At 43.2% G+C, this 21470-nt stretch carries 17 protein-coding genes; 11 read left to right on the top strand and 6 right to left on the bottom strand.

Translation table 11 applies throughout. The annotated features are described in order from the left end of the window. Nucleotides 1-115 precede the first annotated feature (115 nt). The gene (locus tag ACT7WV_RS17035; protein ID WP_445104019.1) at nucleotides 116-1978 is read right to left on the bottom strand and encodes a protein kinase domain-containing protein; all 1863 of its coding nucleotides are present in this window, start codon (nucleotides 1976-1978) and stop codon (nucleotides 116-118) included. Nucleotides 1979-2122: 144 nt separating this feature from the next. Further along, nucleotides 2123-2392, bottom strand: a complete 270-nt coding sequence (locus ACT7WV_RS17030) for a hypothetical protein (RefSeq protein ID WP_445104018.1) — start codon at nucleotides 2390-2392, stop codon at nucleotides 2123-2125. A gap of 160 nt (nucleotides 2393-2552) precedes the next feature. On the opposite strand from ACT7WV_RS17030, the gene ACT7WV_RS17025 reads away from it, so the two are divergent. Beyond that, nucleotides 2553-4676 (top strand): NAD(P)/FAD-dependent oxidoreductase, encoded by a 2124-nt coding sequence (locus tag ACT7WV_RS17025; RefSeq protein WP_445104017.1) that lies wholly within the window; start codon nucleotides 2553-2555, stop codon nucleotides 4674-4676. A gap of 109 nt (nucleotides 4677-4785) precedes the next feature. Here ACT7WV_RS17025 and ACT7WV_RS17020 read toward each other — a convergent pair whose 3' ends face one another. From ACT7WV_RS17020 to csaB, 3 genes are all read right to left on the bottom strand, one after another. After that, nucleotides 4786-5040, bottom strand: coding sequence for a GlsB/YeaQ/YmgE family stress response membrane protein (locus tag ACT7WV_RS17020; protein WP_445104016.1), 255 nt, complete (start codon nucleotides 5038-5040; stop codon nucleotides 4786-4788). Nucleotides 5041-5340: 300 nt separating this feature from the next. Next, a complete protein-coding gene (locus tag ACT7WV_RS17015; RefSeq protein ID WP_445104015.1) occupies nucleotides 5341-6786 on the bottom strand; it encodes a hypothetical protein in 1446 nt (481 codons plus the stop codon). Between the two features lie 282 nt (nucleotides 6787-7068). Next, entirely contained in the window at nucleotides 7069-8124 is a 1056-nt protein-coding gene (csaB, locus tag ACT7WV_RS17010; RefSeq protein ID WP_445104014.1) for a polysaccharide pyruvyl transferase CsaB, read from the bottom strand. 178 nt (nucleotides 8125-8302) lie between these two features. On the opposite strand from csaB, the gene ACT7WV_RS17005 reads away from it, so the two are divergent. From ACT7WV_RS17005 to ACT7WV_RS16995, 3 genes are all read left to right on the top strand, one after another. After that, nucleotides 8303-8662, top strand: coding sequence for a DUF2499 domain-containing protein (locus ACT7WV_RS17005; RefSeq protein ID WP_445104013.1), 360 nt, complete (start codon nucleotides 8303-8305; stop codon nucleotides 8660-8662). A 166-nt stretch (nucleotides 8663-8828) separates the two neighbouring features. Then, the gene (locus ACT7WV_RS17000; protein ID WP_445105677.1) at nucleotides 8829-9134 is read left to right on the top strand and encodes a DUF3593 domain-containing protein; all 306 of its coding nucleotides are present in this window, start codon (nucleotides 8829-8831) and stop codon (nucleotides 9132-9134) included. Nucleotides 9135-9250: 116 nt separating this feature from the next. Then, complete coding sequence (locus ACT7WV_RS16995; protein WP_445104012.1) at nucleotides 9251-9679, top strand: hypothetical protein; 429 nt, start codon at nucleotides 9251-9253, stop codon at nucleotides 9677-9679. Between the two features lie 15 nt (nucleotides 9680-9694). Here the strand turns inward: ACT7WV_RS16995 and ACT7WV_RS16990 are convergent, their stop codons facing one another. Next, nucleotides 9695-11041 (bottom strand): helix-hairpin-helix domain-containing protein, encoded by a 1347-nt coding sequence (locus tag ACT7WV_RS16990; RefSeq protein WP_445104011.1) that lies wholly within the window; start codon nucleotides 11039-11041, stop codon nucleotides 9695-9697. Between the two features lie 280 nt (nucleotides 11042-11321). Between ACT7WV_RS16990 and ACT7WV_RS16985 the strand changes: the two genes are divergently transcribed. The 7 genes from ACT7WV_RS16985 (at nucleotide 11322) to ACT7WV_RS16955 (ending at nucleotide 21365) form a co-directional block, all read left to right on the top strand. Further along, nucleotides 11322-12569 (top strand): hypothetical protein, encoded by a 1248-nt coding sequence (locus ACT7WV_RS16985; protein WP_445104010.1) that lies wholly within the window; start codon nucleotides 11322-11324, stop codon nucleotides 12567-12569. 8 nt (nucleotides 12570-12577) lie between these two features. Beyond that, nucleotides 12578-13813: a Dyp-type peroxidase gene (locus ACT7WV_RS16980; protein WP_445104009.1), complete on the top strand. Its 1236-nt coding sequence runs from the start codon at nucleotides 12578-12580 to the stop codon at nucleotides 13811-13813. A gap of 165 nt (nucleotides 13814-13978) precedes the next feature. Further along, entirely contained in the window at nucleotides 13979-16633 is a 2655-nt protein-coding gene (locus tag ACT7WV_RS16975) for a DNA polymerase III subunit alpha (RefSeq protein ID WP_445104008.1), read from the top strand. A gap of 423 nt (nucleotides 16634-17056) precedes the next feature. Beyond that, nucleotides 17057-17704, top strand: coding sequence for a hypothetical protein (locus ACT7WV_RS16970; protein WP_445104007.1), 648 nt, complete (start codon nucleotides 17057-17059; stop codon nucleotides 17702-17704). A 203-nt stretch (nucleotides 17705-17907) separates the two neighbouring features. Then, nucleotides 17908-18756, top strand: coding sequence for an NgoPII family restriction endonuclease (locus ACT7WV_RS16965; RefSeq protein ID WP_445104006.1), 849 nt, complete (start codon nucleotides 17908-17910; stop codon nucleotides 18754-18756). Nucleotides 18757-18775: 19 nt separating this feature from the next. Further along, nucleotides 18776-19849 (top strand): DNA cytosine methyltransferase, encoded by a 1074-nt coding sequence (locus ACT7WV_RS16960; protein ID WP_445104005.1) that lies wholly within the window; start codon nucleotides 18776-18778, stop codon nucleotides 19847-19849. A gap of 181 nt (nucleotides 19850-20030) precedes the next feature. Beyond that, nucleotides 20031-21365: a four-carbon acid sugar kinase family protein gene (locus ACT7WV_RS16955; RefSeq protein ID WP_445104004.1), complete on the top strand. Its 1335-nt coding sequence runs from the start codon at nucleotides 20031-20033 to the stop codon at nucleotides 21363-21365. The last annotated feature ends 105 nt before the right edge of the window (nucleotides 21366-21470 follow it).

Genomic DNA, 21470 nt, shown 5'->3' with positions numbered 1-21470 from the left:
TGAGGTGATGAGGGGGTTAAAGGGGGATTGAATTGATTTGTAGTGTCCTTATTTCAATTTCATATGAACTCCTGAACTCCTGAACTCCTGAACGCCGACATTAGAATGTCGTTTGCTACTTTTTTGTATTGATACGCCAAATTTTAATCGTGCTGTCTTGACTGCCACTAGCGAGAAGTCGTCCATCCGGGCTAAAAGCGATCGCATAAACCAGGCTTGAGTGTTCTTGAATAGTAGATAACTCAAGCCCATTACTGAGATTCCAGAGTCTGATAGTTTCGTCCTCACTGCCACTGGCAAGGAATTGACCATCGGGACTAAAAGCGACAGTATAAACTGCACCGGTATGTCCTGTTAGGGAATAAATTTCTTTACCAGTACGTACACTCCAGAGTTTGATTGTCTTGTCTTCACTGCCACTAGCCAGGAGTTCTCCGTCGGGACTAAAAGCAACAGCATAAACTTCACCGTCATGTCCAGTTAAGTAATCAATCTCCTGCTTGGTGTTAACATGCCACAACTTGATGCTGTAGTCATCACTGCCACTAGCTAAAAGCTGTTCGTCTGAGCTAATGGCGACAGCATAAACTCCGCCAGCATGCCCTGTGAAGTTACCAGTCTCCTGTTCGCTGAGAACATCCCACAACTTGACGGTTTTGTCTTTACTGCCGCTAATTAGCAGTTGTCTATAGGGACTAACAGCAACAGCATAAACCTCACCATCATGTCCCGTCAGGGTAGAAATATTTTTTCCAGTACGAACATTCCACAGCTTGATCGTACCGTCGTTACTGCCACTAATGACAGTCTTACCCGTGGAGCTAAAAGCAACGCAACGAACCCAACCGGAATGCTTCGATAACCAACCGCCCAGAGTACAAATTTCCCAAGCTGTTTTTAGTTGCCAAAGTTTGACAGTTTTGTCTCTACTGCCGCTAGCAAGCATTCTGCTATTAGGGCTAAAAGCAACGGAAAAAATCCCATCTGAATGTCCGTAAAGAGTAGCAGTCAGGCTGACTCTAACAGAGGTAATTCTAGAGCTAGCAGTCTGTGCTGTTCTTGGCAGTGGTGTATGAGATTTAGGTGAGGTAACCTTACTATCCTTGAGCCTTTCCCAGGCTTGGAGTACTTCTGTGACAGATTGATAGCGCTGCTTAACAGTACTCTGAATCATTTTGTCCAAGATTGCAGCTAGTTGCTCACTTACCGGATTGTTGTGCAAGTAATCCCGCCACGCAAAATTACTCTCGATCACGTCATAGAGATCAAAGGGTTCTGTTTGGGTCAAAAGATGAATGCAGGTAACGCCCAAACTGTAGATATCACTAGCAAATACAGCTTTGCCAAAAGCCTGTTCGGGGGCTGCGTAACCTGCTGAGCCAATAGTTGTTCCGGTTTTGGCTAAAGTTGTGGCTGTGGCGTACTTAGCAGCACCAAAATCTACCAGCACTAGTTTGTCGTCTGTGTAGCGACGGATGATATTTTCTGGCTTGATGTCTCGATGAATGATCTGAGCTTGGTGAATAAATTGCAGCACTGGCAATAAATCACTCAAGAGGCTGCGAATTTGGGTTTCAGGGAAAGCTCCTGTGGTGGCTAGCTCTTGGGCTAGATTCTCTCCATTGACGAATTCTTGTACAATGTATAGGTTATTATCTTGCTCAAAATAGTCTAATAATTCGGGGATTTGAGGGTGTTCGCCCAGTTTCTCTAAGCGCGCTGCTTCTTGGCGAAATAGTTGAACAGCCTTCTTAAGTTGGTTTTGCCCTTGATAGTAAAACTGCTTAATGACGCACTGGGATTCAGAAGACTGGTATTCGTCTTCTGCTAAAAGAGTTCTGCCAAAACCCCCTGCACCAATGAGCTTGAGAATACGGTATTGCTCTGCCAACAAAAGTTTTGTGCCGCAACTTTGGCAAAACTTGCTGCTGTCAGGGTTGTAGGGATTAGAGCAATTGAGATTAGGGCAGTAGCTCACAACAGACAACAACAGGTGGATTGACTCTATGGTAAGCCCTGCCCAATCTGTAACAGATCAGAAGGTAGCTTTAGCTAATGCTGTTTTTTTTCGGTTTCTCCGTCCGAACTACTTCTTCGAGACGGAAAATTACACCTAGTTGCTCTAGCTGATGAATTGAGTGTGGTGGCATATTCCCATTACTGGCAAACTTGTCCAGGCTTGGGCAACCAGTTCACTAAGCCACCTTCTTTGTGAGGAATCGAGTAAACTATCTTCCGCTAGCACTTCAGCAGTTAAGTCTTCTAAGGATTTGCCTTGAGAACGTGCCAACTGAATGACACCTGCGATCGCTGCCACTACTACTTCTTCATCGACAGGTTCTTGACGCAGAGCGACAATTTCTTGAGAGTTAGCTGGGATGGGATAATTCATGGCTAGTTAACAACCGTACCCATAGACTTAATAAAAATTAAAATGATTGTAAAGATTTGCAACTAATCTTAAATGTGTCAGTACCGGAAGTTTAGCGTATTTTGAGCCATGGTTACCTCCGTCTTCCTCCGTAGTTGATTAACAGAATCAGAGCACTCAGATGAAAGAAATTTTGTACGTAGAAGTACCCACGCCAGATACAGATGCTGTCCGCACTTGGCTGCAACAGCAGTGGAACAATCAGCTAGGGAAGAAAATTATCACCCCTAACGGTATCCGTTTGCAATTTGAGAGTGCGATACCCAGCAATCAACTTACAGCAAGTGCCTCACTGATTCCGGAAATTTCCATTTTTGTCTGGTCAGTGCAGCGAACTACGTATCTTAAAGCCTTTCGTTGGTCTGACAAGTCTCTCACTGGTGAGAAGCAAGTTTTAGAACATCTTAAGAATCGTCTGCGCTGTGAATTTCCTCTCAATTACCCCGAACCACCAGTTGTTGATTTGTCTGAGCAATCGATTTTTGAGGCACTAGCTCCCTACTATCCACAGACTGTACATTTCTTCAAAAAAATGCCTCAAGGGGAGTACGATTTAAACCGCGTCTACTGGTGGGAAAAGCGTTGGCGTGAGGGTGTCCGTAACCCCCAGCAGCCAAAGCAGGTCTTGTTTAAGAAGTCGAATAAGGAAAGTCTCAAGACTCAAAACTCAAAAGACAAGCTGCCACCTGCAACTCCTACTTACGACCTGATCTATATTGGTGGGGCTTTGGGTGTTATCCATGCAGCCGTTATGGCACAGTTGGGCTACCGGGTACTGCTGATTGAAAGGCTACCCTTTGGGCGGATGAATCGGGAGTGGAACATTTCACGAGACGAGTTCCAAAGCCTGATTGATTTAGGCTTATTCACAACAACAGAGTTTGAAAGTATGATTGCCAGGGAATATATTGATGGCTTCAATAAATTCTTTGATGGCAACAACCCGCCTCACCTGAAAGCAGCAGTATTACACACGCCGACAGTGCTCAACGTAGCCATAGATTCAGAAAAACTGCTACAACTTTGCGGTGAAAAACTTAAAAAAGCAGGTGGAGAAATCTGGGACGAAACAGAATTTATTCAAGCAGATGTGGAACCAGAACAAGTTAAGGTTACTCTGCAACATCTGCCAACAAAATCACCTCGACAAGCTAACGGGCGTCTTTTAGTAGATGCGATGGGCAGTACTTCACCAATTGCCTTACAACTCAACGGGAGTCGCGCTTTTGACAGTGTTTGTCCAACAGTGGGGGCCGTAATTGCCAAAGGATTTGAGTCGGGAGTATGGGATTCAAATTACGGTGATGTTCTTAATAGTCACGGGGACATCTCACGGGGACGTCAGCTGATTTGGGAGTTATTTCCCGGCGCTGGAGAAGAGCTTACTATCTATTTATTCCACTATCATGAAGTAAATGTTGAAAATCCTGGCTCTTTGCTGGAGATGTACGAAGATTTTTTCCAGATTTTGCCAGAGTACCGTCGTTGCGACCTGGAAAAGTTAGTTTGGAAGAAGCCGACTTTTGGTTATATTCCCGGTCACTTTAGTGTAGGAAGTCGCGATCGCACTGTGGCTTATGACCGACTCATTTCCATCGGGGATGCTGCCTCTCTCCAGTCTCCCCTCGTCTTTACTGGTTTTGGATCCCTCGTCCGTAACCTCTATCGCTTAACTGACCTTTTAGATACAGCACTGCGGCATAACCTGTTGAGTGTTCAGGATTTAAACCAGATTCGTGCCTACCAAAGCAATGTTTCCGTTACTTGGCTATTTTCTAAGGGAATGATGGTGCCGACCAATCATTATCTACCTCCCCAACAAATCAACTCAATGCTTAATACCTTTTTTGGTCTTTTAGCTGATGAACCAGTAATGGTGGCAGATACTTTTATTAAAGACCGAGTAGGTTGGCTAACCTTTAACCGATTGGCTTTGAAGGCAGCTAGACGAAACCCTGCGATTATTCCTTGGATTTGGGAAATGGCTGGTTCTAAAGATTTGTTGCGTTGGCTAGGCAGTTATTTAAGTTTTACTGGTAATGCTTTATTAAGTTGGTTGCTGGGGGGTTGGTTGCCTGGTATTTTAAAGCGTCTCAAGCCTTTACTTGAGAGCCACTATCCTGCTCTTTGGCTAAGGTTATTAGCTCAAAGTTATGCCCTCAATGCTGGTATGGGGCGTCCAGAGAAAGTGAGCAGTAAAGGAATAGGAGTTAAAAACGATCAGCTAGTGCGACACTCTGGCTAAGGCAAAGCATTTGATTAGTTGGTAGTTTTGATGCTTTTACCTTAGAAAACTGGGCGATAGTATCGCCCACTTGGGTCTTTGCCCATTAACTGCTGTTTTATCTAGAACTTTAGGATCTACCTGTAGCTAAACCGTATAAGAACAGTACAACAATTGCACCCACAATTGCCACGAGAAAGCCTTGGATATTAAATCCGGTAAATGATATCCCCAACAGAGCACTGCCCAAAAAGCCGCCCACTAAAGCCCCGATAATCCCCAGTACCATTGTCACTAAAATCCCGCCACCCTGAGAACCTGGGTAGATCGCCTTGGCGATCGCACCAGCAATTATTCCTAAAACAATCCAAGCAAGGATACCCATTTTATTTTTTTCCTTCCTTAAAGCTAATTAGCAGCACAGTCTTCTGATCACTACTTGAGAATATCAGTAGAGATTTGAGCAAACCATCTATCAGAAGAAATAACTACTCTTTAAGAAACTCTGACGGTAATTGTTGATACTTTTTTGCAGATAAATTTACTTTCTTCTATCAATCAATAATCGATTAAGTTAGTCTTGTCTTTGGTTAATTACTGGTTAATCAGCATGATCCTCGTCAACCAAGTTGAGCAGTAGTCATGAGAGAGCAGCAAAAACTCTTGCTCCTGGTTCTTTAAGACCTCAAAAAGACTGGGAACGAGGAAAACTAGGTAATTCAATTGCCGACAATGATTGACGCTTTTTAGGAGGACGTAGAGGGTAGAGTACTGGTGAAGGCCAGTTGGACTGGGGTAGAAGGACTTCTGGGATTTCCGACGACTCACTATTGAGGGCTTCTCTCCAAGATTCTTGGCTTTGATCTAGAGGCTCGGAACCGAGATTAGCATTCTCTGACCACGACGCACTTTCCTCGGTATCATCTCCAAAGGTTGCTGGCTCGTTAGACTCATCTAATTGTCTCTCTGGCGATGGTGTCCCATCAAGATCATCTGTTAAATCTGAGGGAAACTCCGACAAACCAGACGCTTCTGCTAGCGAGTTCATTTCAGCAAGTAACTGCTTTTCTAGTTCCAACTCTCTGGCTGTACTTGCTGCGGATATCTGGGCGAGATCAGATGGGTCTGCTGTTATGGCATGATCAGACTCTTTAGGGTTTTTCATCTCAGTAGCTTCTTGAGTAGCAAAAGAGTCTACCGAGTCAGGATCTCGGGCCGTGGGCTCGTACCAGATGCTGTCAAGTTTCAGGGGATCTTCAGGTAACTCCGGTTCGGCTGACCAGGGTTGGATGGGCTGAGTTTTGGGCATAAGAGCACTTTTGGTGTTGCCACTTCTCAGAGGGGGCTGTGGTTGAGAACTCAAATGACTTGGACCTGGCATTTCCAGCGACTTTTCTAGGGCAACTTTAAATTGCAAGGCTTGGCGTTGCTGTCGATGCAGACGGGCTTTGAGTTCTCGACAGGTATTTTCAGACTGCAACAGTTGGTGAGATTGCTCGTTGTAGCGCTCCTGAGTAAGAGCACATTCTCGCTCTAATTGAGCAACCCTCTCCTGAGAACTTTGTAACTGTTCTGATAATGTTTCAATCAAAATTTGCTGGCGCTGGGCGGCTTGGTGAGACGACTCCAGCGTCTGAAACATGCGAGTTAATTGGTCTTTGACCGTAATCAGTTCTTCAGTTTGCTCAATCAGTAGAGATTCGCGCTCTTGGGTTCGCGTCTGCTGCGAATGTAAAGCTTCCTGTTTCTCGTTGAGCGTTTGCTTGAGCTGAGTTAATTGGTCAAGCAAGCGACGATTGCGCTGGCGCATTTTTTGAGTCAAGGCAAACCAATCAGCGTCCTTGGAGTGCTCTTGAGAAGAGGCATCGGGTACTTGGCTAAGACCATCGCCTACCTCTATCGTGGCTGATAGGGGAGTTACCGCAGTGTCTGGTTCCGTTATCGGCTCTTGACTAGATTCTTGTTCAACGCCATCGTCGTCATCTTCCTGGGAACCCAGTAGCTCTAATAGGCTAAATATCGGTGCCTCTTGTAAGGTTTCTTCTACCTCAGACACATCCGCCGCACTGTAATCTATTGATTCAGTGGGTTCAGGGAAAGGCTGGTTGTTTGGGGTATCAGCTTCACTCATTACTCTTCATCCAGAGGGTCACAAATCCACAACACCGGGTAAGTAAGGACAAAGCAAATGCTCCCCAAGGATAAGGGTGTACCCGGCAATTTGGGTAAGATACTTTGCTTGAGATATTGTCCATAGTAGAAAATTGGAGTCAACTCCTTAACCCTGAATTAATCTTGGGCGTGCCTGTCAACATCGCCTCACCCCTAACTCCTTAACAAAGTAATGCACAAAAACTGCCAGACTACAAATTTTCCTATAAACAGAATCTAGCAGACTTGTCTTGGTGGCAACTTAGATCAATTTTGAGACAAATTCTCTCAACAACTCCTGATGCATCAGCGCTCTGTCTACCAAGGACTGAACTTGATCGCCGGTAAGTGGATTACCGTTGACATAGTGTTCTAGCCAGGTTTGACTGATAATATTCGGGTCATCTGGCAGTTGTGCTAAATCCCACCCAGGCAAATTGAGTTCACTCATCAGATTACTAACTTTGGGGTCGTAGCTGAGAGCAAAACATCGGCATTCCTGCGCTGCTGCCATAATTAGACTGTGGTAGCGCATCCCAATTGCCATCTCGACGCCCCGAAATAATCCTTTAAGTTCTCTAGGATCTTCTAGAAGGAAAATCTGATGGGGACCAGTAAGCTGGGAGCTGATTGACTCGGCAATCCTCAGGTCTTGAGATGCCTGAAAGGGTACTAGTAAGATACAGGTTCCAGTAGCTTTTTGAAAGTCAACTAGAGCACGGGTGAGGTTACCAAGGCGAATTGGAGTTAGGCTAGAGTGCGATCGCAAGGTAACGGCTACTCTTGGTGCTGGTAAATCCCACAATCCTTTAACGGGTAGAGAGTCTAATGCCCAAACTGGATCAGGAGCCAGAGTAAAGGGAATTTGCCAATTACCTAAAATTGCTGCTGAACCCTGATCGCGTACACTGACTGCTGTACAACTGGTGAAAGACTGCCGTGCTAACCAGCGAGTTAGAGGACGCTTTAAGGGGCCTACACCCTGTGCCCAAGCAATAGTTTTTAGACCCAACTGCTGTGCCAACCCCATTAAGCCGCTGTAGTAGAGTGGGCTACGGGCGCTGGTAGCGTCTTGGATTAAACTACCGCCGCCCCAGATGAAGACATCGGAGTGGCGCATTGCTTTGAGGACTCGTAAGGCAGACATGCGATCGCCACTTTGAACAGTGTAACGCTTCCTCGTCTGGGCAGGGTTGCCAGAAAGCACCAGAGGTGTCACGGACTCTGGTAGCATTTGCAGGAGTGAAGCTAGCAATGCTTCATCCCCGCCATTGCCTTTGCCGTAATAGCCGCATAAAACTGCTTTTATTTGCCCCATCTCAAAACTTTAGCAGTTTTTATGACACGATACGATACTAGGATTTGCCGGGAAAGCAGTTTGCTAGCTTGATTTATTTGAGCTAGATAATTGATCAATTGCCAGAGTCGTTGTTAAGTTCGTACTTCAGTTTAATACTTCCAACTCTCTTGCTTCCACCCATTACTCTTCTATCCCCATGCACGCTCTTTCAATTCCCACTTGGATTATTCACGTCTCTAGTGTCATCGAGTGGATTGCTGCTATTTGGCTAATTTGGACTTATGGTGAAACCACTGGCAATCGCCGTTGGTGGGCTTTATCTTTTGCTATGTTACCGGCGCTGGTGAGTGCGATGTGTGCTTGTACTTGGCACTTCTTTGATAATTCTGAAGCTTTAGAGTGGCTTGTCACTCTCCAGGCGGCAATGACGGTTGTGGGTAATTTTACTCTTTGTGCTGCTGCTTGGTGGATTTGGCGTTTGACCCGCCAGACGGCTGCAAGTGAGACAGACAAAACTGTGCCCTCATCAAAGGAACAAGATCAAGTTCTACTCTGACTCAGCCATTTTCAAATATAGGTTAGGTTTTTACGATTCAAGATTATCAATATCTACTCAATTGGTTAAGAGTCCTAACTCCTGTTTGAGGTTATTAAGACAATTGGTTTTACCCTGAAGATTGTTTATTTTTCTTGATAAATTTGCCGATGCGAGGTCAGTAATTATGATGCTCAAAGATACATTATTTGCCCTTTCTCTATTTCCCTACCTGGGATTTTTGTGGTTTATTACTCGTTCTGGACAAACACCGCGTTTAGCATTAATTGGATTTTACTTACTCTTGGTTTTTGTGGCTGTTACCATTCCCGCCGGAATTTACGCCAAGATGGCTTATGGGGAATCTTTAGCCAACGTTGATTGGTTACATGGAAGCGCTGAGTTTTTCTTGACGCTATCTAATATTTTTGTAGTGCTGGGCTTCCGACAGGCAATTGTTCAGCGTCAGGCTGCGTCGCAAGAGAAAGGATAAGGCTTCTTTGTTACTTTTGAGGTTTTAGGGTAATCATGCCTTGATTTGGCAAAACGAAGCAATTCCGACTGTAACTGATACAATACTTTACAAATATTTACTTTGACTAATCAGTTATGAATCCTGAACCCTTTGTCAATCCTCCTGTATATACCCTGATCATGGTGACTAACTTTTTTGCGATCGCTTTTGGGTTGATTTTCAAAGATATGTTGGAATACCAGGTTGCCAAATGGAATAACAATCGCGACTCGCAACCACAAATCAATTACCAAACACTGAACAGCAGCATTGCTTATGCGGGAATGTGCATTTTTATAACTTTATTTATGGGAGCCTGTTTCTCGGTATTTGGTCTTCCCTCCTGGCTTGCCTATATTGGTGCTGTTGTCGTGGTGCTGCCCACAGCATTGCTCATCTGGGTACAACTCGGCTCAATGCTTAGTTTACTCGCCAGTGGTGGCTCTGAAGCAGTGGATATTGATTCCTACGGTGCGGGAAATATTTTAGATGTGCAGACAGTCAAGACAAACCCAAGTAAATAGTCTCTAGCCAAACAACTAATTATCAACTAGCGAAGAAGGATGAGCAGGGAAACCAGCAGAATTGAGAGCATTAATCACCTCTCGATAATCTTGCACCCAATATTTAGAGTCAAAGCGAACTAATTGACCAATATTGGTTCCTGCCACCTTTGCTAGTACAGGTACTTTTGCCTGATTTTTTTGTCCTGAATGTTCTTGTAAAATTGTTCTGAGGTTAGTTAATTCCCCTTTACTCATTCGCTGTGGCGTTAATTCTACAATAATCATTTGTAGACCTTCAATCGGCTCGGCATCTTCAATAATTAGTTGGGTTTGATCATCTCGCTGATCTGCCTTTCCCCAAATAATTAAACGGGCATCTTTTTGGATTAACGAACTGATGCGCTGATAAGTTTTGGGGAAGACAATTCCCTCTGCTTGACCAGTTAAGTCTTCCATTTGTACAAATGCCATGCGTTCACCTGCGGCTTTGGTGAGGTGAGGTTTTACCTCAGTCAGCATAACAATGGCGCTGAGAGTTTTCCTTGAACCTTGCTCCGCTAACTCATTAAGATTAATGGGAGACAAAAGTTTAGTAACTTGATGCACGGACTTTAAAGGGTGATCAGATACATAAAAACCCAATAGTTCTTTTTCTAAACGCAACTTTTCTTGGGGTGAAAAATCAGATACGGCAGAAGCCTTGGGTGCAGATTCCCAAGCATTATTACTACTGTCTTGATCTGGTGTTGTTGCTCCTAGAATATCGAAAATATTTATTTGACCGCTTTCTCGATCTTTAGCACGATCTTGCGCCCAAGGTATAACTACTTCTAAATCTTTAGTCAGTTGTTGGCGATTTGGTTCGACACTATCTAGAGCACCACAGTAAATTAAAGCTTCCAAAGCACGGCGGTTAACTGCCCGCAAATCAACGCGATCGCATAAATCGGCTAAAGCCTTAAAACTTCCACCAGTTTGCCTGACCTTTAAAATACATTCAATTGCTCCTTCTCCTAAATTTCTGACGGCCGATAGACCAAACAAAATTTTGCCCGATGCTGGGGTAAAATCAATCTCAGAATAGTTAATATCTGGTTGCTCTATCTCAATACCCATGCTGGCACAAGTGGCAAGATATTTCTGCACTTTGTCAGTGTTGCCACTACTAGCAGTTAGTAACGCTGCCATATACTCAACGGGATAATTAGCTTTAAGATAAGCAGTTTGATAAGTTACATAACCATAAGCAGTTGAGTGGGATTTATTAAAGCAATTAGAAGCCACCTTACCATTGGTCAAAATAAAGTTATGGTCGCGCTCTAGACCAATGTCGTAGACTGGTTGACTACCTAATGATTTGCGACCGATAATTTTCACCACTTTTGTAACTCCTTAAAATCTATTTAAGCTTAATTTTTGGTACTTATTGTTAATTAGTCTAGCAATTCTATCTCAATTTTCTATTTTAAATTAACCATTTTTTGTGACTAATCGCGGTCGTTCCTGCTCTATTTACAAGAATCTTCACTTCTCTTAGTCGCAAAGTTGTTAATTTAGCAGTGTGTAAAGAATATTGAACTTTCAAAAAATGATTACGGAATATCTGGTTAAGACTAAGTATCTCATAGACAGTTAGTCGCACAAAGAACCAGAAAACCTTATGAACTACGACAGTCCAGGTCATGCTGACCAGCTTAGTACCCATCTTCTTGAGAAATGGAACGAAACCATCCAATCTGGTTATGAGAGCTTAGAACCTGAGTGGGGAAGCCGCTTTTTTACTATTGACCCGGCAACTGTGACCAATCCGATTCCAGCACCCATTCAGTGGTTTGGTGATCCAGCAGAGCCAAACTTCTGTATTGGGGAACAAGTAGCACAGCAGCTATCAGACTGGGATGTTAGAGGTCGGCACGAGTTGCACAATGAATACTGTGAATATCATATAATCGAGCGGCTTGATGCTACAGGTCGTCTGCGACCTAAAAGAATTCAGGTAACCACTGAACTGCGAGAATACTGGGTTTGTATGGCGATACATGACCCCACTAAAGTACGCGAGATGACCCAAAACATTCTGGGATTTCAGCCTAGTTGGGAAGATCTTTACGGAGTCAGTGACCCATTTAAGCTGACCGAAAAGCAGAGGGAAATCAATTTTTCTACCCTAGTTGCTGGTCACGGCAATGATAACCAACTGGCAGTACAGGGAGTTCCAGCTCAACCCAGAGGAAGGCTGAACAGGGAAAATGCCCTATTTATGACCCACCCAATCAACGGGCTAGATGACTTACTTTATATTGTCATGTTTGGAGCTAGACCCTACGCCAGTAGCGCGGCTAGTAGTCTGGAACGAGCCACGAGGGAACAACTCTTCCGAGAATTTGGGGTTGAGCACTTAGCTTGTCGCCATGCCGATCCAGCAGCGGCTTTGGGTGCTTACGGTGCGGCTTTTAATGGTCGAGTTGTTGCCTTTGCTAACCCCTTGGGAATGTACATCAAATCCTTCACCAAGAGCGCGTTTCTCTATCAAGATGATCTGATTCCAGACTCCTGGGTGCGTTTAAGTCGAGGTCAAGAAGAGGGGATGTATCAGCGGCTGGAATTTGGTCCTGCTGATAATGAGCCAGTCTTTTTGGATGAGATTATGGTTGATGTTGGTAGCAGCCAGCAATCTCTCACAGGTGGCTTTCAGGTAGTGCAACAAATGGAAGTTGGGCCTTTGGTGTTGGTGGGAGAACCGACTCCGGTTGCAGAGGAGGAGTATGTTGTCCTCAACGCTAGTGATCAACCTATCCAATGCCGTGAAGCTGCTGTTTGCGGTCAGATTAGGACACTAAAACAAGCCTATGACGACGCTCAGCAGATGATTCGTGTCGCTCCGCGCACCATGGGACGCAAGGGATAAAGCAGCCAATGGCACCTACACTACAAGAAGGTATTTATCACGCTCCTCAAGTTAGACCCGGAAAGTTTTTTAATATCCTGTTTCTGCGCGTCCAAGATGGTTTTAGTGCTCCTCAAGTAGGGGAGTCGTTTCTCAAGCTATGGGAAATGTATCAGCAACTCAAAGGCGGCAACGTTGGGGATTTACCTGGACATCCCCTCCCTAGTGGAGAACTGACGGTGCTGGTGGGATATGGCCCTAATGTGTTCCAACTCCCGGAGGCTAAGCGATTGCTGCCTAGTGAACTTGGTAGTAAAAACCAGTTTCGCTCACCCTTGCCAACAGGAGGAGGTCGTCTTCTGGGACCATCGGGCTTGATTTACGCTGATGATGTGCGCCTTAATCCGGCTACTGAGGAGATTGCTGTTCAATTTATTGCAGAAACTCAACTGGCTGTTAATCGTGCGGTTGTGGAAACTTGGAAATTTCTGCAAGATCTTACAGATCCAGAAACTGGCAGTGTACCCTTAATGTTGACCAGCTTCTACAGCGGATTTCAGCGAGATGATGGTCGTAGCTGGATTGATTTTCATGATGGTCTCTCTAATCTGAGGAGTGAGGAGCGAGAAAGGGTAATTGCCATCAAGCCGAATCAGGATAGCTGGACTGAAGGCGGCACCTATTTAGCTTTCCTCCGGCTGGGAGTAGACTTGACGGCTTGGGGCAAACTTAACCGTCAGCAACAGGAACTTTTGGTGGGTAGGGATAAATTATCTGGTTGTCCTTTAGTATCTCTGGATAGTCAAGGTCAGCCTATGGTTAATACAGGTTGTCCCTTTGCTGGTACTAGAGAGGTTTCTGAGGCTGAGGAAGGTAATAGCAATGGACAGTTCCGTGAACCTCTAAGTGTCATTGAGCCAGTTTTGCGCCAAAGCCATGTCCAGAGGGCAAATATGCACATAGGGCCAGTAAGCGATCGCAACTCACTGCGCGTTTTCCGACAGGGGTATGAGTTTTTGGAACCGATAGACAGTTCACCAGGCTTTCGGGCCGGGTTAAATTTTGTCAGTTTCCAAGATACTCCTGAACGTTTACGTCGCATGCTGACTCAATCCACATGGCTTGGTCGTACTAACTTTGGTGGAGATCCAGATAATCAATTACCAGGTATGGATCGCTTGTTAACTGTGCGTGCTGCTGGAGTATTTTTAGTGCCACCTGTCGTTGAGGGAGAAGTGTTTCCTGGCTCCAGTATTTTTCTTTGAACTATAGCAGTTCTTGCTGATCATCCTGGAAAGGAGTTCAGAATGGAGTACTTCTGAACTTCTGTATTCTTCTTGTCCAATACAAAAGTGATCTGTGTCTCTACTTGGCGCAGGCATAGGTAAAATGATTACTCTCTGCTACCGACGCTTTTGTCCTGAGGCCCTATGTCTTTTGTTGGTCTACACATTCATAGCGATTACAGCTTACTTGATGGTGCCTCTCAGCTACCAGCCCTGGTGGATCGAGCCCTTGAGTTGGGAATGCCTGCGATCGCACTGACGGATCATGGTGTGATGTATGGTGCGATCGAACTCATTAAAGTCTGCCGTGGTAAAGGCATCAAGCCGATTATCGGTAACGAAATGTATGTCATCAATGGTGATATTGAGCATAAGGGTCGTTACCGCAAATATCACCAAGTTGTTTTAGCAAAAAATACCCTAGGCTACAAAAATTTAGTCAAGTTAACCACAATTTCTCACCTCAAAGGAGTTCAGGGGAAAGGCATTTTTTCTCGTCCTTGTATTAATAAAGAACTGCTTAAGCAGTACCACGAAGGTTTAATTGTTACTAGTGCCTGCTTGGGGGGAGAAGTTCCTCAAGCAATCCTCAAAGGCGACACAGCACTGGCTCGTGAAGTTGCCCGGTGGTACCAAGAAGTTTTTGGTGAAGATTACTATCTAGAAATTCAAGACCACGGTTCGATGGAAGACCGTGTTGTTAACGTTGAAATTGTTAAAATTGCTCGTGAGTTAGGGATTGAAATTATCGCTACTAACGACTCTCACTATACATCCTGCTACGATGTTGAGGCTCACGACGCCTTGCTTTGTATTCAAACTGGCAAGCTAATTGTTGAAGATAAACGGATGCGCTATAGCGGTACGGAATATCTCAAATCTGCTGAAGAAATGGCGCAACTGTTCCGAGATCATCTACCGTCTGAAGTAATTCAAGAAGCGATCGCTACCACTTTAGAAGTGGCAGACAAAATCAAGCCTTACGATATTTTGGGAGAACCTCGTATTCCCAATTATCCTGTTCCCAGTGGTCATACTGCTGATACTTATCTGGAGGAAGTTACCTGGAAAGGACTAATGGCACGCTTAAAGTGCCACTCTCGTAGCGAAATTGACTCTACGTATAAAGAGCGCTTAGAGTATGAGCTAAAAATGATGCAACAGATGGGGTTCTCTACCTACTTTTTAGTAGTTTGGGACTACATTAAATATGCTAGAGATCAAAGTATTCCTGTTGGACCTGGTAGAGGTTCGGCGGCTGGTTCTCTGGTCGCTTACGCCTTGAAAATTACTAATATTGATCCAGTTCATCATGGGCTACTCTTTGAGCGATTCTTAAATCCAGAACGGAAATCGATGCCGGATATTGACACCGATTTCTGTATTGAAAGACGCGATGAAGTGATTGAGTATGTCACCGATAAATATGGCAAAGAACGGGTGGCACAGATTATTACTTTTAACCGTCTCACTTCTAAAGCTGTCTTAAAAGATGTTGCTAGGGTGTTAAATATTCCCTACGGTGAATCTGACAAAATGGCTAAGCTTATTCCTGTGGTACGGGGTAAGCCAACCAAACTCTCTGTGATGATTTCTGAGAAGACGCCATCCCCAGAATTTAAAGAAGCTTATGATAAAGACCCCAAAGTCCGCCATTGGTTAGATATGGCAATACGGATTGAGGGTACTAATAAAACTTTTGGAGTTCATGCTGCTGGTGTAGTAATTTCAGCAGAACCTTTGGACGAAATTGTGCCTTTGCAGGTAAATAATGATGGTTCTGTGATTACTCAGTATTTTATGGAAGATCTGGAGTCGCTGGGACTGTTGAAAATGGATTTTCTGGGGCTGAAAAATCTAACTACTATCCAAAAAACTGCGGAATTAATTAAGCAAAACCAAAACATTGAACTAGATTTAGATCAGCTCCCTATTGAGGAAAGAAAAGCTTTCCAGATTTTAGCAAAAGGAACAGTCAAGAAAATACCCGATGATATTAAAGGAACCTACGGACTGTTAGAACAAGGAGAGTTAGAAGGAGTTTTTCAGTTAGAATCTTCCGGGATGCGCCAGATTGTTAAGGAACTCAAGCCCTCTAGTATTGAAGATATTTCTTCAATTTTGGCGCTATATCGACCAGGCCCTTTAGATGCTGGTTTGATACCTAAGTTTATTGAACGTAAGCACGACCGTCAAAAAATACGGTACGAACACCAATTACTAGAACCAATTCTCCAAGAGACTTATGGCATCCTGGTATATCAAGAGCAAATCATGCGTATGGCGCAAGATTTAGCAGGTTATTCTTTAGGTCAAGCTGATTTATTAAGGCGGGCTATGGGTAAGAAAAAAGTTTCTGAGATGCAAAAACATCGAGAAACTTTTATCGATGGATCAGCAAAGAATGGTATACCCAAAAGATTAGCTGAAGAATTATTTGAGCAAATGGTACTATTTGCTGAATATTGCTTGAGTTATGACACAGAGATATTAACTGTTGAATACGGTTCTTTGCCTATTGGTAAAATTGTCGAGCAACAGATTAAATGTACTGTCTACAGCATCGATAGTAATGGATACGTTTATACACAACCAATTGCCCAATGGCATGAGCGTGGAGAACAAGAGGTATTTGAATATATCTTAGAAGATGGTTCAAGTATTCGAGCAACAAAAGACCATAAATTTATGACAATTGACGGTCAGATGCTCCCTGTAGATGAGATATTTGAGCGAGGTTTAGAACTAAAATATGTAGCAGAATGGCAATCTTTACCGGAATTTGAAAAGATTACTTAGAGTCATAGCGTTTCAGCTAAATTTAGCGACCGCGTTTTAGATATCAAAGGTTATCCTTAGATGTAATAAACTTGTGTCTACTAAAGAAACTTGAATTTTGCCTATAGGTTGAAATTTACTTAATTCTTTACGAAAGAAGAAAATGCTTGCCTGCAATAGTCTAGGTTCTATCGCAATTTTCGATTGAGTTGATTGCAATCATCTATTGATGGACTCCTGAAGCTAGTTGCATTACCTTTGCCTGAAAACGCTATAGTAGATAAGTTTGCGTCTGCCTGACTGTACTGCCCAAATACAGCTATTTTTGTAAGGATTTATACTGGAGTTTAGAGCTATTATTACCCACTAAGGGTAAACTCTTGACTTCCAGTTACGGGAGTCATCTCAACTTAAGGCTTAGCACATTTATGCAAGTGTAGTGCAATGCAACCTGATTTACAGGATCTCGAAATCACTAAGGGAGAAATAAAGCACTGTAGCGGCGTGAGTACTGATGCTGTTTATAAACCGCCGACTCTCCGCAAGTTTTCGGCTGAGATTACTAAAACATTTCTGATAATTCTGTTGATTGGTCTCAGTTGCTTTGTGTTTGTTCAAATATTTCCTCAACATTTGTTAGTATTCTTGGCTATTCATGCAGTTGCTGCTGTTAGCTTATTATTAGATGATTGTATTAAGATTTATTTAAGCAAAAAACGCCGCAATCTCATTAGATTATTCCAAGATGTCGAGCGTTACAATTCTGTAATCCGAGCAATCGACATTAACGATCAAATAGAAGCCGTAGGTAACCCTGAAGTAAGTTTGAACAACCGCACAAAGGTTATTCACGCTCTCCGGCTGACTAGAGAGGATATTATTCGTGCTTTAAAGACTGAGCGAATTCTCAGAGAGAATGAGAGTTTTATAAAGTTTAATTCTGACTTATTTGACAGTAATTTGATGGCTTTGACAGCATTGCAAGTAAATGACCAAGCAAGTGAACATGGACGGTTGCTTAATGAAGCTTTACAGATTGTTGTGGATGTGCAAGAGGAAATGAAGCGGTTACAAACTCAGCGTTTTTCGTAGCTATATAATTAATCAGTTACAACCCGGTTAAGACTTTATCTTCTTATAGATACAAAAGTTATTCTGATAACTTCTAAATAAGGCAAAGTGATCACTTAACAGCGTAACCAAGTTATTACTGTATCACTGACACTAGTGAAGCCAATAGTCCCCAAGAGCGATGTTCTCAAGAATCATCGCCAAAAACTCATTTGCATTGAATTATGGCTAATATTCTAAGAGCGATAAAGACAATTGTCGATAACCCTATATCTGATTTGGTTAGTTATTACAAAGGCAGTAATAGAATTAATCAGGTAGGAGATGTTTTAGAATGCTTTATTAAAGATGTTTTCGCTGATACAGTTACTGAAAGTGATCAGCAAAGAAAATTATTGAGATATTCCGAAGTTTTTTCCTATAGTGGCAATGCAAACAATCCCCCTGATTTAATGTTGAAAAATGGTGATGCTATAGAAGTTAAGAAAATAGAGTCATTTCGTGCTGGCATTGCTTTAAACAGTTCTTATCCCAAGTCTAAATTATTTTCCGATAGTCCCCTGATTACGAGCAGTTGTCGTAACTGTGAGAACTGGCAAGAGAAGGACATTGTTTATGCGATTGGAGTAGTACCGCTCAAAAGACTTAAACTGCTTTGGCTCATCTATGGTGATTGTTATGCTGCGGATAGAGAAATTTACGAAAGGATTAAAGACAACATAGGTAGCGGTATTAATGAAATACCAGGCGTAGAATTTTCTAAGACAAAAGAACTGGGTAGAGTAAATAAAGTAGACCCGTTAAGCCTAACTTATCTGAGAATTAGGGGAATGTGGGGAATAGCAAACCCTCTATCAGTTTTTGATTATTTAAATTTACAAGTTTGCGAAAATATTAATTTTCAATTAATAGTCATTATGAGTAAAAGCAAGTACTTGTCTTTTTCAGCACAAGAAAGGAATCAAGTTGAATCGATATCAGCTACTAATTTCAAAATCAACGAAGTTGAGATTAAACATCCTAACAATCCGGTGCAACTTCTTTCTGCTATAGTTATAAACTATAAGTTTTGAGGTAATTGATTTAGTAAACATGAATGTCCTATCTCTATTTTCTGGCTGTGGTGGTTTAGACTTGGGCTTTCGCCAAGCTGGCTTTAATATTGTCTGGGCAAATGAATACGATAAATCGATTTGGTCAACTTACGAATTCAACCATCCAGAGACAAAATTAGACAGAAGAGATTTAAGAACTATTCCATCTTCCGAAATGCCCGATTGTATTGGTATAATTGGGGGACCACCTTGCCAAAGTTGGAGTGAAGCAGGTGCGGGTCGAGGAATTAATGACAGCAGAGGTCAATTGTTCCATGAATATATCAGGATTCTTAAGGATAAACGACCTCGATTTTTTCTAGCAGAAAATGTCAGCGGTATCTTAGCAAAAAAACACAGACAAGCTTTTGCTAATATTCTCAAGCAATTTGAAGAAGCAGGATATAAAATTGCTTATCAATTACTAAATGCTCATCATTTCAGTGTTCCTCAAGACAGAAAAAGAGTAATTATTGTTGGTTATCAACAAGACTTGGGTGGTTGCTTCAATTTTCCTAAGCGCAGGCCTAAAACCCTCAATTTGCAAGATGCTATCTACGACTTAAGTTCGTTAGAACCTATGTCAGTAGAAAATTCTGTCAGTATAGAAGATAATATCTTGTCAGTTAAAAAAGAAAAGCAAGTATATAACCACGAATATTTAATGGGTGGTTTTTCCAGTATTTATCTGTCAAGAAATCGGGTAAGAAATTGGAGTGAGCCATCTTTTACAATTCAAGCTGGAGGTAGACACGCCCCACTGCACCCCCAAGCCAATAAAATGATTTTTGTCGAACCAGATAAATGGAAATTTGACCCTGATTCACCTCAGCCATACCGCAGATTGTCTGTGAGAGAGTGCGCCAGAATCCAGACTTTTCCCGATAATTTTATTTTCAAGTACCACAAGATAGCTAACGGCTACAAAATGGTTGGCAATGCTGTACCTGTGAAATTAGCAGAAATCTTAGCAAAAAAGATACTGGAAGACCTACAGCAGTATCAAAAATCTGGCTTTTGTAATAAGGTGTGTAAAAGCCCAGAAACTGAACAGCTAGCTCTCTCAATTTAGTTAAGACACGGTTTCCTTACTATTGACAAATAACTAAGGCAATACTAGATAAGATGCGAAAGCAACACTAGCCAAACTAAGTGAGATACGAAGACTCCTCCTAGTCCCCTAGTCCTAGTTTAGAACTCACATAAGACCGCAATAAATCATTACCGGGTGCAACCAGACCGACAGAGTTAAAATGACTACCAAACCCAAAATTATTGTCTTGGATGATGACCCCACAGGTTCTCAGACAGTTCACAGTTGCCTGCTGCTAATGCACTGGGATATTGAGACTTTAAAGTTAGGTCTCAAAGATGACTCACCAATTTTTTTCGTACTAACAAATACCAGAGCTCTCACACCAGAGCAAGCTGCAGCAGTTACCAGAGAAGCCTGCCACAATCTCAAAATCGCCATCGAAGCCGAGGGAATAGAAGATTTTCTGGTTGTTAGTCGTTCTGACTCTACTCTGCGGGGACATTACCCAGTAGAAACAGACGTAATTGCCGCAGAAGTTGGGCCTTTTGACGCCCATTTTCTAGTCCCCGCCTTTTTTGAAGGGGGAAGAGTAACCCGCGATAGCATACATTACCTGATGATTGACGGCACTCCGACACCAGTGCATGAAACCGAGTTTGCTCGTGACTCTGTTTTTGGCTATCATCACAGCTATTTACCAGATTATGTAGCAGAGAAAACTCAAGGTCGCATTCAGGCGAGTTCTGTAGAACGCTTTGTACTCTCTGACATCCGCCAAGGTAGTTTGGAACGTCTTCGGCAGCTTAGCGATAACCAGTGCGGCGTTGTCGATGGAGAAACCCAAGCAGACTTAGACAAATTCGCGGCAGATGTCCTGGCAACTGCGGCACAGGGCAAACGCTTTTTGTTTCGCTCTGCTGCCAGTATCTTAACCTCCTTTGCCAATCTTGGTCCCCAGCCAGTGGCAGCAGCAGAAATGGCTCAGTATGTACGGCAGGGAAAACCTGGGGTGGTAGTTGTCGGTTCCCATGTCAAAAAAACAACGCAACAGTTGGAGCAACTGCTGCAAGAGCCGGGAATTATTGGTATAGAAGTAGAAGTAGTTGATCTACTAGATGAGTCAGCAGCGCAACGAGGAGCCCTCTTGAGCAAAACTCTAGAACTCGTTCAGGAGGCTCACGCCGCTAATAAAACTCCAGTAATCTACACCAGCCGCCAGGAAATGGTATTTGATAACAGGCAAACGCGACTGGAGTTTGGCGCAGCAGTTTCAGCTTTACTAATGGATATGGTGCGGGGGTTGCCAGCTAATCTGGGGTTTTTGATTAGCAAGGGAGGGATTACCTCTAACGATGTTTTGAGTAGTGGTCTTGCCTTAAGATCAGCACGGCTACTAGGTCAAATTATCCCCGGATGCTCTGTGGTGCGGACTCCTGCTGACCATCCCCAGTTTCCCAATTTGCCCGTGGTACTCTTCCCCGGCAACGTAGGAGATGCCAAGGCGTTAGTAACTGTTTATCAGCGATTGAGCCAGATTCAAGCTAATTCGTAATCAGGAATTTAGGAGCTTACCAGATTCCATGACAAATTAGGAATTACTTATTACGAATTAGTTGAGGGAGTTCACCACGAGGAATGCTCTTAAGGTACGATTATG

The organism is Symploca atlantica LB2515 (assembly GCF_052546295.1).
This window is presented reverse-complemented; position numbering and strand designations above follow the sequence as displayed.

Bases quoted from the DNA above. Each gene is read 5' to 3' on its own strand.
- ACT7WV_RS17030 (WP_445104018.1), bottom strand. From the start codon at position 2,392: ATGAATTATCCCATCCCAGCTAACTCTCAAGAAATTGTCGCTCTGCGT.
- ACT7WV_RS17025 (WP_445104017.1), top strand. From the start codon at position 2,553: ATGAAAGAAATTTTGTACGTAGAAGTACCCACGCCAGATACAGATGCT.
- ACT7WV_RS17020 (WP_445104016.1), bottom strand. From the start codon at position 5,040: ATGGGTATCCTTGCTTGGATTGTTTTAGGAATAATTGCTGGTGCGATC.
- ACT7WV_RS17015 (WP_445104015.1), bottom strand. From the start codon at position 6,786: ATGAGTGAAGCTGATACCCCAAACAACCAGCCTTTCCCTGAACCCACT.
- csaB (WP_445104014.1), bottom strand. From the start codon at position 8,124: ATGGGGCAAATAAAAGCAGTTTTATGCGGCTATTACGGCAAAGGCAAT.
- ACT7WV_RS17005 (WP_445104013.1), top strand. From the start codon at position 8,303: ATGCACGCTCTTTCAATTCCCACTTGGATTATTCACGTCTCTAGTGTC.
- ACT7WV_RS17000 (WP_445105677.1), top strand. From the start codon at position 8,829: ATGATGCTCAAAGATACATTATTTGCCCTTTCTCTATTTCCCTACCTG.
- ACT7WV_RS16995 (WP_445104012.1), top strand. From the start codon at position 9,251: ATGAATCCTGAACCCTTTGTCAATCCTCCTGTATATACCCTGATCATG.
- ACT7WV_RS16985 (WP_445104010.1), top strand. From the start codon at position 11,322: ATGAACTACGACAGTCCAGGTCATGCTGACCAGCTTAGTACCCATCTT.
- ACT7WV_RS16980 (WP_445104009.1), top strand. From the start codon at position 12,578: ATGGCACCTACACTACAAGAAGGTATTTATCACGCTCCTCAAGTTAGA.
- ACT7WV_RS16975 (WP_445104008.1), top strand. From the start codon at position 13,979: ATGTCTTTTGTTGGTCTACACATTCATAGCGATTACAGCTTACTTGAT.
- ACT7WV_RS16970 (WP_445104007.1), top strand. From the start codon at position 17,057: ATGCAACCTGATTTACAGGATCTCGAAATCACTAAGGGAGAAATAAAG.
- ACT7WV_RS16965 (WP_445104006.1), top strand. From the start codon at position 17,908: ATGGCTAATATTCTAAGAGCGATAAAGACAATTGTCGATAACCCTATA.
- ACT7WV_RS16960 (WP_445104005.1), top strand. From the start codon at position 18,776: ATGAATGTCCTATCTCTATTTTCTGGCTGTGGTGGTTTAGACTTGGGC.
- ACT7WV_RS16955 (WP_445104004.1), top strand. From the start codon at position 20,031: ATGACTACCAAACCCAAAATTATTGTCTTGGATGATGACCCCACAGGT.